General features: G+C 68.1%; 9 protein-coding genes and 2 tRNA genes. 6 read left to right on the top strand and 5 right to left on the bottom strand.

Annotated features, from left to right (window positions below; translation table 11 throughout):
* Nucleotides 1–2: 2 nt before the first annotated feature.
* The gene (locus tag H162_RS0124665; RefSeq protein ID WP_229452248.1) at nucleotides 3–3,890 is read right to left on the bottom strand and encodes a sensor histidine kinase; all 3,888 of its coding nucleotides are present in this window, start codon (nucleotides 3,888–3,890) and stop codon (nucleotides 3–5) included.
* Between the two features lie 117 nt (nucleotides 3,891–4,007).
* Between H162_RS0124665 and H162_RS0124660 the strand changes: the two genes are divergently transcribed.
* Nucleotides 4,008–4,084: transfer RNA gene (locus tag H162_RS0124660), tRNA-Arg, on the top strand.
* Nucleotides 4,085–4,155: 71 nt separating this feature from the next.
* Here the strand turns inward: H162_RS0124660 and H162_RS0124655 are convergent.
* Entirely contained in the window at nucleotides 4,156–5,145 is a 990-nt protein-coding gene (locus H162_RS0124655) for a Bug family tripartite tricarboxylate transporter substrate binding protein (protein ID WP_020656162.1), read from the bottom strand.
* A gap of 97 nt (nucleotides 5,146–5,242) precedes the next feature.
* Complete coding sequence (locus tag H162_RS0124650; protein ID WP_020656161.1) at nucleotides 5,243–6,979, bottom strand: IlvD/Edd family dehydratase; 1,737 nt, start codon at nucleotides 6,977–6,979, stop codon at nucleotides 5,243–5,245.
* A 155-nt stretch (nucleotides 6,980–7,134) separates the two neighbouring features.
* Here H162_RS0124650 and H162_RS0124645 point away from each other — a divergent pair, with 155 nt between their 5' ends.
* On the top strand, nucleotides 7,135–8,025 hold the full coding sequence (locus H162_RS0124645; protein ID WP_020656160.1) for a LysR family transcriptional regulator: 891 nt from the start codon (nucleotides 7,135–7,137) through the stop codon (nucleotides 8,023–8,025).
* Here H162_RS0124645 and H162_RS0124640 read toward each other — a convergent pair.
* Nucleotides 8,022–8,987: a 2-hydroxyacid dehydrogenase gene (locus tag H162_RS0124640; protein WP_020656159.1), complete on the bottom strand. Its 966-nt coding sequence runs from the start codon at nucleotides 8,985–8,987 to the stop codon at nucleotides 8,022–8,024. The two genes, H162_RS0124645 and H162_RS0124640, sit on opposite strands and share 4 nt — an antisense overlap.
* Before the next feature lie 26 nt (nucleotides 8,988–9,013).
* On the bottom strand, nucleotides 9,014–9,931 hold the full coding sequence (locus H162_RS0124635) for a dihydrodipicolinate synthase family protein (protein ID WP_020656158.1): 918 nt from the start codon (nucleotides 9,929–9,931) through the stop codon (nucleotides 9,014–9,016).
* Between the two features lie 268 nt (nucleotides 9,932–10,199).
* On the opposite strand from H162_RS0124635, the gene H162_RS0124630 reads away from it, so the two are divergent.
* The 4 genes from H162_RS0124630 (at nucleotide 10,200) to H162_RS0124615 (ending at nucleotide 14,053) form a co-directional block, all read left to right on the top strand.
* Nucleotides 10,200–11,747, top strand: coding sequence for a UxaA family hydrolase (locus H162_RS0124630; RefSeq protein WP_026355057.1), 1,548 nt, complete (start codon nucleotides 10,200–10,202; stop codon nucleotides 11,745–11,747).
* Between the two features lie 75 nt (nucleotides 11,748–11,822).
* Nucleotides 11,823–12,821, top strand: a complete 999-nt coding sequence (locus H162_RS0124625) for a Bug family tripartite tricarboxylate transporter substrate binding protein (protein ID WP_026355056.1) — start codon at nucleotides 11,823–11,825, stop codon at nucleotides 12,819–12,821.
* 153 nt (nucleotides 12,822–12,974) lie between these two features.
* A complete protein-coding gene (locus H162_RS0124620; RefSeq protein ID WP_040788136.1) occupies nucleotides 12,975–13,871 on the top strand; it encodes a LysR substrate-binding domain-containing protein in 897 nt (298 codons plus the stop codon).
* A 108-nt stretch (nucleotides 13,872–13,979) separates the two neighbouring features.
* A tRNA-Arg gene (locus H162_RS0124615) sits at nucleotides 13,980–14,053 on the top strand.
* Nucleotide 14,054: the final 1 nt, after the last annotated feature.

Genomic DNA, 14,054 nt, shown 5'->3' with positions numbered 1-14,054 from the left:
CCTCAGGCCGCGGCCGCGTCGCCGGTGCGCGCGTCCGGCGCCCGCAGGGGCAGCTCCAGTGCGAAGGCGCTGCCCTGGCCCGGCGCGCTCTCGGCCCGGATCGTCCCGCCCAGCAGCGAGGTGACGATATTGTAGACGATGTTCAGGCCCAGTCCCGTGCCGCCCTGCCCCATGCGGGTGGTGAAGAAGGGATCGAAGATGCGCGCCAGGTGCTCCTGCGGGATGCCGCGCCCGTCGTCGCGGAACACGATCCGCACCTGGCCGTCGGCCACCGTCGCCGACAGGGTCATGGTCCCGCCGGGCGCCTTGAAGGCGTGCAGCATGGCGTTGTTGACGAAGTTGATCACCACCTGCCCCAGCGGTCCCGGAAAGCCGTCCATCACGATGCCGGCCGGGATATCGAGCCGCAGGCCATGTCCCGCCAGGCGCACCGTGTTCATCAGGGTGGCCACGATCTCCTGGCAGGCCTGGGCCAGGTCGAAGCGGCGCCGCTGGGCGCTGGCCTGGTCGACCGAGACCTGGCGGAAGCTGCTCACCAGTTCCGCCGCATTGTGCAGGCTGCGCACGATCAGGTCCGAGGCCTCGCGCGAGGACGCCATGTAGTCGGCCAGGTCGGAGCGCCGCAGGTTCGATCCGTCGAAGCGCGCGGCGACCGCATTCGTCTTTTCCTGCAGGGTGCTGGCCATCAGCAGGCTGTTGCCGATCGGCGTGTTCAATTCGTGCGCCACGCCGGCCACCAGCGAACCGAGCGAGGCCAGCTTCTCGCGTGCGGCGAGCTGGGCCTGGGTTTCCTTCAGCTGGAGGTAGGCCTGCGCATTGTCGATCGCCACGCCCACATAGGCGGCCAGGGTGGCCAGCATGTCGAGATGGACCTGCCCGTAGGCCGCCGGCAAGGCGCTCTGCACCGTGACCGCGCCCGCCACCCGCTCGCCGACCATGATCGGCACGCACAGCAGCGAGTGCGAGGGCGTCGGACCCTGGGCCGGCACGGCGCCGGCCGCATCGCGCACCTGCGGCAGCAGGCCGGGCAGCTCGCGCGCGAGGTCCGCGACCAGGAGTTCGCGCCGCTGCGCCACGCACCAGGCGACGAGGTAGCGGTCGGCATCCTCCGGCTGCTCGAACGGCGGCGCGCGCTCGCCATCGACCATCGCGAACGGGAAGGCCAGCGCGCCGCGCTCCGGCTGGCGCAGCGCCACCGCGAACACGCGCGCGTCCATCAGCGCCTGCACATGCTCGTACAGGGTGCGCATGATGGCCTCGCTGTCCAGGTTGGCGGTCAGCGCGCGGCCGATGTCGGACAGCAGCGCGATATTCCGGTGCGCCGTTTCCACCACTTCCTTCTGGCGCTCGACTTCGCGCTTGCGGCGCTCGGCCGCCTCCTTCTGCAGCAGCAGTTCGGCGGTGCGCGCCCCCACCTCCCGTTCCAGCCTGCCCTTCTGGCGCACCAGCACCCGCACCCGCACCCGGTAGGCCAGGTAGGACAGGGCCAGCACCAGCGCCGCCGCGAGCGTGCGGAACCACCAGGTCTTCCAGAACGGCGGCGTGATGGTGATCGCCAGGGTCGCGGCTTCCGGGCTCCACAGGCCGTCCTTGTTACTGGCGCGTACCCGGAACACGTAGCGGCCGGGATCGAGGTTGGTATAGGTCGCGAAGCGGCGCTGCGCATCGGTATCGACCCAGGACTGGTCGAAGCCTTCGAGCTGGTAGGCATAGCGGTTGCCCTGCGGGTCGGCGAAGTGCAGCGCCGCGAATTCCAGCGCGAACACCGAGTCGCGGTGCGACAGGGTGAGTTCGCGCCGCTCGGCCAGGTTGCCCGCCGCGCGCGAGCGGTTCAGCACCAGCAGGTCGGTGATCACCACCACCGGCGCATAGGGATTGTCGCGCACCGAGCTGGGAACGAAGGAGGTCATGCCGTTGATGCCGCCGAAATGCAGCTGGCCGTCGGCGCCGCGCCATCCCGAACCGACGAAGTACGAGCCGTCGATCAGGCCGTCCTTGGCGGTGTAGTTCTTGATCTGGCCGCTCGCCGGATCGACCCGGGTGATGCCGGCGGTGGTGCTGGCCCAGATGATGCCGGCGTCGTCTTCCAGCACCGCGCCGATCGGCAGCGATTCCTGTCCCTTCGCGAACGGATAGAAGCGGAAGCGCGGCCGCCCGCCTGCCGTTTCCATGCGGTGCAGGCCGCCGGCGGTCCCGACCCACAGCTCGCCGCGCCGCGACTCCATCAGCGAATAGACCCGGCTGTGGCGCAGGCTCTCCGGGTCGCGCGGGTCGTGGCGGAAATGGGTGAACTGGCCGCTGGCGCGGTCGAAGCGCTCCAGGCCCGTTTCGGTGCCGATCCAGATCGCGCCCTGCCGGTCTTCCAGCACGGTGAAGCCGTAGTTGTCGCCCAGGCTGCCGGCATCGTCGGGATCGTGGCGCCAGCTGCGGGTCGTTTCCGAATCCGGCGCCAGCGCGGACAGGCCGCCACGCGTCATGATCCACAGCGTGCCGTCGCGGCCCGCATGGATCGCGTGCACGTAATTGGCGGCCGGACCGGGGCCGAGCGCGACCCGCCCGGCGCGGCCGCCGGCGGCGCGCCATACCAGCCCGGTGGGCGTGCCGATCCACAGCCGGCCGCGGGCGCGCGCCAGCGAGGTCACCACTTCGCCCGCCAGGACGTCGCGCACCGGTTCGGCGCGCCCGCTCGCCAGGTCGAGCCGCAGCAGGCCGTTGCCGGTGGTGCCGATCCACAGGCGTCCCGCGCCGTCGTCGACCATCGCGCGCACCTTGGCGCGTCCCAGTCCCTCGCTTTCGCCATAGCGGCCGAAGCCGCCGCTGGCCAGGTCGGTGCGGTTGATGCCTCCGTAGAAGGTGCCGACCCACAGGGTCCCGGTGCGGTCCACCAGCACCGCCGGGACCTGGTTGTCCGACAGGCTGTGCTGGTCGCTCGGCGCATGCCGGTACTGGACGAAGCGGCCGCTGGCCGGGTCGCGCCACTTCAGGCCTTCGGTATCGGTCCCGACCCACAGGTTGGCGCCACTGTCGTGGTACAGGCGCAGGATCCGGCTGTCGCTCATGCCGGCCGCCCGGCCGAGATGCTGGCGTTGCGGCGCACCGTCGCCGAGGCGCCAGGCTTCCAGGCCGGAGGCGGTGCCGATCCAGAGCGTCTCGCGCGGGCCCATCGAGAGCGACAGCACCGTGTTGCGCGCGGCGTCATGCGCCGGTCCGACGCCGAAGTGCTCGAAGCGCCCGCCGTCCGGCGCCAGCCGGTCCAGCCCGGACGCGGTGCCGACCCACAGCCCGCCATGGCTGTCGGTGGCCAGCGCATTGATGCGGTTGTCGCGCAGGCTGGCAGGTTCGTCGGGGTCGTGGCGGAAGGCGCGGAAGCGCCCGCTGGCGGGGTCGAAATGCAGCAGGCCGTCGCTGGTGGCCACCCACAGCGTGCCCCCGGCGCCGGGAATGATCGCCTGCACCGCCCGGTTCACGCCGCCCCTGGCGCCGGCATCGGCCGGCGCATGGCGCACGAACTTGCCGCTGGCCGGGTCGAAGCGCGCCAGGCCGCCCTTGGTGCCGAACCAGAGCCGCCCCTGCCCGTCCTCGTAGGACGCCGCGACATAATTGTCGGGAATGCTGTCCGGATCGTTGGGATCGTTGCGGTATACCGTCATCCGGTAGCCGTCGAAGCGGTTCAGTCCCGCCTGGGTGCCGAACCAGATGAAGCCCTGGCGGTCCTGCAGGATGCTCAGGCCCGACTGCTGCGACAGGCCCTGCTCGATCGAGAGCCGTTCGAAGCGCAGGCTGCGCTGCATGGCGCCGGCGTCGAACGCGAAGACGCAGAGCACGCAACAGAGCGCGAGGCGCGAGAAGCGCTGCAGGCCGGCGCCGGCGGCCCTGGTGAATCCCAACATCATTATTATCCAAGCCGTGGTAGTTCCCTGTCCGCCTAATCTACCAGACTGCTGAGCACGGAGAAATAAATTGAGACTTCCGGAAATATTTTACGGCTGCTATAATGCGTGCATCGGGCGGCTGTAGCTCAGCTGGATAGAGTACTTGGCTACGAACCAAGGGGTCGTGGGTTCGATTCCTGCCAGCCGCACCAGAAGATACGAGGGACCAGATTGAAGAATCTGGTCCCTTTTTTCGTTGGCGCGGTCCCGGAGACGGGATGCTTTAGTCCACCGTGATCTTCTGTTCGTCGATCACCTTCGCCCACATCGAGATTTCCTGCCTGATGCGGTCGGCGGTCTCCTGCGGCGTGCTCGAGATCGCAAACGTCCCCTGCTGCAGCATCTTTTCCTTCACGTCCGGCTGCTGCAGGATCTTCACCAGTTCCGCATTCAGGCGCTCGACGATCGGTTTCGGCGTATTGGCCGGCGCCAGCACGCCGAACATCGAGCTGACCGCGAACCCGTCGAGGCCCTGCTCGTTCGCGGTCGGCACGTCCGGCAGCATCGGGATGCGCTGTGCCGTGGTGACCGCGAGCGCGCGCAGCTTGCCCGCCTTGACGAAGGCTTGCGCGGCCGGCACGGTTTCCACCATGGTCAGCACCTGTCCGCCGACCAGGTCGTTCATGGCCGGACCGCTGCCCTTGTACGGCACGTGCAGGATCTTCACGCCGGCGATGCGCTGGAACAGCTCGGCGGCCATGCGCTGCGGAGCGCCCGGACCCGACGAGGCATAGGTCAGTTCGCCCGGTTTCGACCTGGCGTAGGTGATCAGCTCCTTGATGTTCCTGGCCGGCACCGACGGATGGACCACGAATACCAGCGGTACCGAGCCCGCCATGGTGATCGGCGCGAAGTCCTTTTCCAGGTTGTAGGTGATGGTCTTGCGCTCCAGGGTCTGCATGATGGAATGCGAGGTCACCGCGGCCATCAGCAGCGTGTAGCCGTCGGGCGCGGACTTGGCCACCGCGGCCGCGCCGATATTCCCGCCGGCGCCGCCGCGGTTATCGACGATCACCTGCTGTCCGAGTGCATCGGTCAGCTTTTGCGCGAGGACGCGGCCGATGATGTCGGTGGCGCCGCCCGGCGGATAAGGCACGACCAGCCTGACCGGCCGGTCGGGATAGGCGGCCTGCGCGGGGCCGGCCATCGCGAAAGACAGGCCGGCGGCCATGGTAAGACCGCCGATGAGGCGGCCGATGGAAGAAATTGGCATGAGGTCTCCTGGTGATGGTGAATGCCCGGTTGCCCGGGCGGTCGGTCACGAATCTTCTCGTTCGTCTGGTTCGGGGCTGCAGCGTCGACCGGCCGCGCTAGCGCGGAATCCGGTCCTTGGTGTCGACGGCGCGCAGGAAATCGAAATCGACGCCCTGGTCCGCCTGCGTGACGCACTTGAGGAACAGCTTCCTGTAGCCGCGCTCGGCGCTCGGCGGCACGACCGGATTGGCCTGGCGCCGCTGCTCCAGCTCCGCCTCCGGCACCAGCACGCTGATCTCGCGGTTCCTGACGCTCAGCCGGATGCGGTCGCCGTTCTTCACATAGGCCAGCGGGCCGCCGACCGCCGACTCCGGCGTCACATGCAGGACGATGGTGCCGGCCGCGGTACCGCTCATGCGGCCGTCCGAGATGCGGACCATGTCCTTCACGCCGGCGCGCGCCAGCTTCTTCGGGATCGGGATATAGCCCGCTTCCGGCATGCTGGCCCCAAGCGGGCCGATATGCTTGAGCACCAGCACATCCCCGGGATGGACGTCGAGCGCCTCGTCGTCGATCCGTTCGACCAGGTCTTCGATGTTCTCGAACACCACCGCGCGGCCCTCGTGCTCCATCAGTTCCGGATTCGCGGCCGATTGCTTGATGATCGCGCCGCCCGGCGCCAGGTTGCCGCGCAAGACCGCGATGCCGCCCTGCGGATAGATCGGCTGCGAGAACGGACGGACCACGTTCTGCGGGAAGCCCGGCCCCGCCGCCTCCAGCTCCTCGCCGAGCGTGCGGCCGGTGACGGTGAGGGTATCGAGGTGCAGCAGGGGCTTCAGTTCGCGCAGCAGGGCATGCACCCCGCCGGCCTTGTGCAGGTCTTCCATGTAGTACTGGCCGGATGGCTTCAGGTCGATCAGCACCGGCGTCTCGCGCCCCATGGCGTCGAGGCGCTCGAGGTCGATGTCGATGCCCAGGCGCCCCGCCATCGCGGTCAGGTGGATGATGCCATTGGTGGAGCCGCCGATCGCCAGCAGCACCCGCAGGGCATTCTCGAAGGCCTTGCCGGTCATGATCTGATCGGGCGTGATGCCCTTCCTGGCCAGCGCCACTGCTTCCGCGCCGGTGCGCTCGGCCACGCGGATGCGGTCGGCGGTCACCGCCGGCGGCGATGCGCCGCCCGGCACCATCATGCCCAGCGCTTCCGTCACGCAGGCCATGGTGCTGGCGGTCCCCATCACCGAACAGGTCCCGACGCTGGCGACCAGCTGGTTGTTGACGTCGGCGATTTCCTCGCCGTCGATTTCGTCGGCGCGGTATTTGCCCCAGTAGCGGCGACAGTCGGTGCAGGCGCCGACCCGCTCGCCCCGGTGCGACCCGGTCAGCATGGAGCCGGTCACCAGCTGGATGGCGGGAATGCCGGCCGAGGCCGCGCCCATCAGCTGCGCCGGCACGGTCTTGTCGCAGCCGCCGATCAGCACCACGGCATCCATCGGCTGGGCGCGGATCATTTCCTCGGTGTCCATCGACATCAGGTTGCGCAGGTACATGGAGGTCGGCGAGGCGAAGCTCTCGTGGATCGAGATCGTCGGGAAGTCCATGGGCAGGCCGCCGGCCAGCATGATGCCGCGCTTCACCGCCTCGATCAGCTGCGGCATGTTGCCGTGGCAGGGGTTGTAGGCGCTGCCGGTATTCGCGATGCCGATCACCGGGCGGTCCAGCGCATTGTCGGTATAGCCGGCGCCCTTGATGAAGGCCTTGCGCAGGAACAGCGAAAATCCGCTGTCGCCGTAGCTGGTCAGGCCCTTGCGCAGGCCGGCCGCCTGTTCGTCTTTCTTGTCTGAATCTGCCATGTGGTCCTCGAGTAGCCAAGCACATTGATAATCGGTGGTGAGGAACACAGTATTGGCTGCCGGGAAAGCAAAACAAAGTACTTGTTTCCATCTTCAAAAGATAAAACTATTATGCTGAGTCAGAATGCCGATCAACCTGCCCGGAGAGACCCGTCATGGACATGCGCTACATACAGAGCTTCGTCGAGGTGCTCGAGTGCGGATCGATCGTCGAGGCGGCGCGGCGGCTGGACCTGACGCCGGCCGCGGTGGCGGCCCGGATCCGGTCGCTGGAGGAAGAACTGGGCGCCACGCTGATCCAGCGCTCCGGCCGCTGCGTGCGGCCGACGGCGGCGGGGCTGAAGATGGCGGCCAGCGCCCAGGTGGTGCTGAGGGCGGCGCGCGACATGCGCGCGGTGGTGCAGGATGGCGACACCCAGGTCGGGGAACTGCGCCTGGGCGTGTTTCATTCGGCGATGAACAGCATGCTGCCGCCGGTGCTGCAGCGCGTCTATGCGCGCTATCCGCATGTGAAGATCTTCGTCGATCCGGGCGCCTCCATCGGGCTTTGCCGCAAGGTGGCAGCCGGAGAACTCGACATCGCCATCGTCGTCGAGCCGCAGGCGGCGCTGCCCAAGACCTGCGAATGGCGGGTACTGGTGGAAGAGCCGCTGGTCGTGATCGCCCCGCAAGGCTGCACCGGGCGGGATGCGCATGCCCTGCTGCGGGAAGAACCCTTCATCCGCTACGACCGCTCGGTGCTGGGCGGGCAGCTGGCGGACCGCTACCTGCGCGATTGCGGCATTCATCCGCGCCAGCGCCTGGAAATCGACGGCCTGCTGGCGATCGCGGCGCTGGTCGACAAGGGGCTGGGCGTGTCGCTGGTGCCGGACTGGTCGTCGATCTGGCTGAGCGGCTTGTCGGTGCTGCGCATTCCGCTGCCAGACCGCGCGCCGGTCAGGCGCGTCGGCCTGGTGATGGCGCGCCATACCCCGCACCTGGCCCTGGCGCGCGCATTCGCGCGCGAGGCGATCGAGCTGCTCAGGCCCGGGGAAGCGGCTAGCTAGGCAGCCGCCGGGCCGGCGGCCCTGCCCTGGGTGCGGACCGCTGCGGGAACAGGCGTCAGCACCGTGCCGTCCTCGAAGAAGCGGCGCAGGTTGTCCACGGTCAGGCGCGCCATGGCCGAACGGGTTTCGACGGTGGCGCTGCCGACGTGCGGGGTGAGCACGACGTTGTCGAGCGCGAGGAAGCGCTCGTCGATCCCCGGCTCGTTCTCGAACACGTCGAGCGCGGCGCCGGCGATCCGGCGCCCTTCCAACGCCGCCAGCAAGGCCGCCTCGTCGACCACCGAGCCACGCGCCACATTGACCAGGAAACCCCGGGGTCCGAGCGCATCCAGCACGGAAGCGTCGACCAGCCTGCGCGTCCCTTCGCCGCCGGGCGCTATCAGGATCAGCACGTCGGCATCGCGCGCCAGCTCGCGCAGGTCGGGCTGGTAGGTCCAGTGCAGGTGCTGGTCGCTGCGCCCGTGATAGGCGATGGATACCCCGAAGGGTTCGAGCCTGCGCGCGATATCCTTGCCGATCCGGCCAAGGCCGACGATGCCGACGCGCTTGCCGGCGAGCGTCGTGGTGAGCGGGAAGACGCCCTGCTGCCACCCGCCGGCGCGCACGAAGCGGTCGGCCTCGGGCAGGCGCCGCAGCAGCGCAAACAGCAGGCCGATGCAGAGTTCGGCCACCGCATCGTTGAGTACGTCCGGCGTGTTGGCGACCAGGACGCCGTGTTCGCGCGCGGCGGCCAGGTCGATCAGGTCGATCCCCACCCCCATCGATGCGATCGCGCCGAGGCGCGGCAGGCGCTCGATGACGCTGCGCGGCACGGCGTAGTTACCGCGCGTGACGATGGCGCGCACGCGTGCGCGCAGCGCGCCGTCGGCTTCCAGCTGCTCCAGCGTGTGGCAGCGGAATTCCTGGTCGATCAGGGCCTGGGCCTGGGTCGGGAAGGTCCCGATCTGTAGTAAATCGTGCATGGCGTCCTTGTTCGTAAAGTGGCTTGTTAGAGTCCCGGCATCGAAAAATCCAGCGCTTCCAGGCCGGCCAGCAGCGCGCTTCGCTGCTGCGCGTCGAGCCTGACCAGCGGCGGGCGCACCAGGGCGCAGGCCTCGTCGTCCGCCCAGTGTGCGACCGCGGCCTTCAGCGCCGGAATCATCGGGAAGCTGGCGAAGCTGGCGCGCACCGCATCCAGCGCCTCCTGCTGCCGGTCCGCGTCGGCCCCCTGCCAGGTCTCGAACAGGCGGACGATCGGCCCCGGATTGACATTGCCGGTGGCGGTGATGCAGCCCGCGCCGCCGGCGCGCAGGTTGGCCAGCAGGAAGCTCTCGCTGCCGGCGAACACGTCGAAACCCTGCGGCTGGAAGCGTTCCAGCATGCCCCGGGTGTTGTTCCAGTCGCCCGAGCTGTCCTTGATGCCGGCGATCGCGCCCGGGTAGGCCTTCAGCAGGCGATCGATCAGGTCGAAGCCGATCGGCACGTTCGAGACTTGCGGAATGTGGTACAGGTAGATGCGCAGGCGCGCGTCGCCCACGCGCTGGATCACTTCGCTGTAGCTGGCGAACAGGCCGTCGTCGGAGACGCCCTTGTAGTAGAACGGCGGCAGCATCAGGACGCCGCCGGCGCCGCGCCGCACGGCCGCGCGGGTCAGTTCGACCGTATCGCTCAATGCGCAGCAGCCGGTTCCGGGCATCATGCGCTCGCCCGGGATGCCGGCCTCGGCCAGCGCGTCGAGCAGGCCGATCTTTTCCGGCGTGGACAGCGAATTGGCTTCCGAATTGGTGCCGAAGGCCGCCAGGCCGACGCCCTGGCTCAACAGCCAGCGGCAATGGCGCACCATGCGCTTCGGGTCGGGCGCCAGGTCGGCGGCAAACGGGGTGATCACCGGCGAAAAGACGCCGCGCAGCCTGGTGGAAGTGTTCATCGTGCTCTCCAATGTGAGGGAGTCGGACGATTATTGATGAATCATTGCCACTAAAAAACGGTGCCGTGCCGTCTTCAAAAGATAAAACTATTATGTTTTTGAAGTGCACGAGCTAGCGCCGGTGTCTTGACGCCGCCCCCCCCGCCCGCCCCCGGGAAGAAAAAATAAACTGCGTTTGAAGATAGTAAAAGAAGATTGTTTTCACCTTTCATTAATGGAAAGATGGAAGCTCGATACCGTGTCCACCTTCACCTTCACAGAGCGCTCCATGATTGCCACCAACGAGAAGCAAGTCACAGGCCCCATCATTCGCCTGCACCCTTCGGACAACGTCGTTGTCGCACGCGTCAACGTCGGCATCGGCGCCGAGGTGCCGTCCGAACGCTTCGTCTCGCGCAGCCAGGTCCCGGCCGGCCACAAGATCGCCGCCCGCGACATCAGGGCCGGCGAGCCCATACTGAAGTACAACGTCTGCATCGGCTTCGCGGCGGCCGACATTCCCGCCGGGACCTACGTCCACTCCCACAACACCGAATTCCGGGAGTTCGACCGCGACTACGCGCACGGCCAGCACTACGTTCCCGCCGCGCTGCTGCCGCCGCAGCAGCGGGCCAGCTTCGACGGCATCGTCCGCGCCAACGGCCAGGTGGGCACCCGGAACTACATCGGCATCCTGTCGACGGTGAATTGTTCCGCCACCGTGGTGCACCGCATCGCGGAGTGGTTCACGCCCGAGCGCCTGGCCGACTATCCGCATGTGGACGGCGTGGTCGCCCTGAGCCATGGCCTGGGCTGCGGCATGGAGATGTCGGGCGAGCCGATGGACCTCCTGCGCCGCACGCTCGGCGGCTATGCGACGCATGCCAACTTTGCCGCGGTGCTCATCGTCGGCCTGGGATGCGAGCGCAACCAGCTCGCGGCGCTGCTGAAGGACCAGGGACTGGAAGCGAACCATCGCCTCCACACCTTCGTCATGCAGGAGACCGGCGGCACCCGCAAGACCATCGCGGCGGGGGTCGAGGCGGTCAGGGGCCTGCTGCCCGAGGCGAACCGGGTGCGCCGCCAGCCGGTGCCGGCCAGCCACCTGAAGGTCGGACTGCAGTGCGGCGGCTCCGACGGCTTCTCGTCGATCACCGCCAATCCCGCGCTCGGCGCGGCCGTGGATATCCTGGTGCGCCACGGCGGCACCGCCATCCTTTCCGAGACGCCGGAGATCTACGGTGTCGAACATACCCTGACCCGCCGCGCATGCAGCCGGGAAGTCGGGGAGAAGCTGATCGAGCGCATCCGCTGGTGGAAGGACGAGTACTCCCCGGGACGCGATGTCCAGATCAACGGCAAGGTCAGTCCCGGCAACCAGATGGGCGGCCTGGCGAACATCTTCGAGAAATCGCTCGGCTCCTCGATGAAGGGCGGCACGACCGGATTGATGGAGGTGTACCGCTATGCCGAACCGGTCACCCAGCCCGGCTTCGTCTTCATGGATACGCCGGGCTTCGATCCCGTCTCGGCGACCGGCCAGATCGCGGGCGGGGCCAACCTGATCTGCTTCACCACCGGACGCGGCTCCATGTTCGGGGCCAAGCCCACGCCCTCGATCAAGCTCGCGACCAATACGCCGATGTACCTGAAACTGACGGAAGACATGGACATCAATTGCGGCGAGATCCTGGATGGCACCGCGACCGTCCAGGAGATGGGGCAGAAGATTTTCGAGCGCATGCTGGAAGTGGCATCCGGCAGCCGGTCCAGGAGCGAGGAACTCGGCCTGGGCGATCATGAGTTCGTGCCCTGGAATATCGGCGTGGTCAGCTGACCGCCGGCGGCCCGCCATCGGCGGAGCGCAAGCGGCGCCCCGCCCCCCTATAAAAACCACATCAAGGAGATCACCATGCCATCCACTCTCACGACCCGGGTGCGACGCGCCTGCATGCCCGTCCCGCTCGCCGCCCTCGCGGCGGCCGCCTGCCTCGCGCTGCCGGCGCAGGCGAGCGACTATCCGAACAAGCCGATCCGCATCGTGGTCGGCTTCGCGCCCGGCGGCGGCGCCGACATCGTGGCGCGCCAGATCGGCAACCAGCTGTCGACGCAGATGGGCCAGCCGGTGATGATCGAGAACAAGCCCGGCGCGACCGGCACCATCGCCGCCGCCAACGTGGCGCAGTCCGGCGCCGACGGCTACTCGATGATGCTGGCGTCGCAATCGACCATGGTGATCGCGCCCAGCATGTACCCCAGGCTGCCCTTCGACCCGATCAAGGACTTCACCCCGGTCACCCAGCTGGTGTCGATGCCGCTGGTGCTGGTCGTCCACCCTTCCGTGCCCGCCAGTACCGTCAAGGAACTGGTGGAGCTGGCGCGCAGCGGGAAGGTCGCCAACTATGCCTCGTCGGGCAGCGGCGGGCCGCAGCATATCGCCGGCGAACTGTTCAACATGCGGGGCGGGGTCAAGCTCACGCACGTGCCCTACAAGGGCGAATCGTCGGCGCTGACCGATGTCGTGTCGGGCGTGGTGCCGCTCATGTTCGCCAACCTGCCGGTGGTCGCCGGCTTCATCAAGTCCGGCAAGCTCAAGACCATCGCCATCTCCAGCCTGGCGCGCTCGCCCAGCCTGCCCGAGGTGCCGACGGTGGCGGAATCGGGCTTTCCCAACTTCGAGGTGCTGACCTGGTATGGATTGTTCGCACCGAAGAACACGCCGAAACCGGTGATCGGCAGGATCAACAGCGAGGTCGACCTGGCGCTCAAGAGCCCGGAAGTGCGTTCCAAGTTCGCCCAGCAGGGCCTGACGGTACTGGGCACCAATGCCGACCAGTTCGCGGCCTTCATGAAGGCCGAGGTGCCGAAGTGGAGCACCGTCGTGCGCGCCGCCGGGGTGCGGCCGGACTAGGAAGCAGCCGGGCGGGAGCCGCCGCCGCGGCATCCCGCCCCGCCGTTCGCGGCAATACGCGTTATCATCGCCGGGGATAAACAGAGAAGCGCTCAAGCGGCGTCGATGGCCGCTTCGCGGGCGCGACCGGCGCCCGCGAAGCGCACGCCAGGCATGGATACACAGTATGTACAGAGTTTCGTCACCGTGGTCGAGTGCGGGTCGATCGCCGAAGCGGCGCGGCGCCTGAACCTGACCGCGGCGGCGATCGCGGCGCGCGTGCGTGCGCTGGAAGACGAACTGGGCACGCCGCTGGTGCAGCGCGCCGGCCGGCGCGTCAAGCCGACCCAGGCCGGGCTGAAGATCCTGGAGCGGGCCCGCCATGTCCTGCGCGAAGTGCGCGACATGCGCGCCATCGCGAACGACGAGACCGCCATCGGGGAATTCAGGCTGGGCGTGTCGGCCTCGGTCCTGACCGGCTTCCTGCCGCCGGTCCTGCGCAGCTTCTACAGCAGCCATCCGAAGCTCAAGGTCTTCATCGAACCGGGCACCTCCAGCCTGCTCTATCCCAGGGTGCTCAAGGGCGAGCTGGACGCCGCCATCATCGTCGAGCCGCAGTTCATCATTCCCAAGAGCCATGAATGGCGACCGCTGGTGGACGAACCGCTGATCGTGCTGGCGCCGCTGGAGATGGCGGCGCGCGATCCGCTCGAGCTCATCGGCAGCGAACCCTTCATCCGCTACGACCGCACCGTCTGGGGAGGACGGCTGGCGGACCGCTACCTGCGCCAGCACAACCTGCGCCCGAACGAAAGACTGGAAATCGACGGCCTGATGGCCATCGCGACCCTGGTGGCGCAAGGCCTGGGCGTGTCGCTGGTGCCGGACTGGGCGGCGGAATGGATGGACCGCATGGGCCTGGTGCGCCTGGCCCTGCCGCGCCCGGCCCCGGTGCGCCGCATGGGCTTGCTGACGCCGCTGTACTCGCCGCATGCGCAACTGGTCGAGGCATTCTACGAAGAGGCCGGCAAGGTGATCGGGACCTCGCGCGCCGCGCCGGCGCCCGCCTGAGAAAGTTTCGCCGGCGCATGGTTTTTCATGGCATTCGACGCCGGAATGCCGAAAAGCCAATGGGGGATTTGCCAATATGCCTCTCTGCCGCTATAATGCGTGCATCGGGCGGCTGTAGCTCAGCTGGATAGAGTACTTGGCTACGAACCAAGGGGTCGTGGGTTCGATTCCTGCCAGCCGCAC

The sequence above is a fragment of the Massilia niastensis DSM 21313 genome (assembly GCF_000382345.1).
GTDB lineage: Bacteria > Pseudomonadota > Gammaproteobacteria > Burkholderiales > Burkholderiaceae_D > Telluria > Telluria niastensis.
The sequence above is the reverse complement of the archived record's forward strand: the minus strand, read 5'-3'. Positions and strand labels throughout refer to the sequence as shown.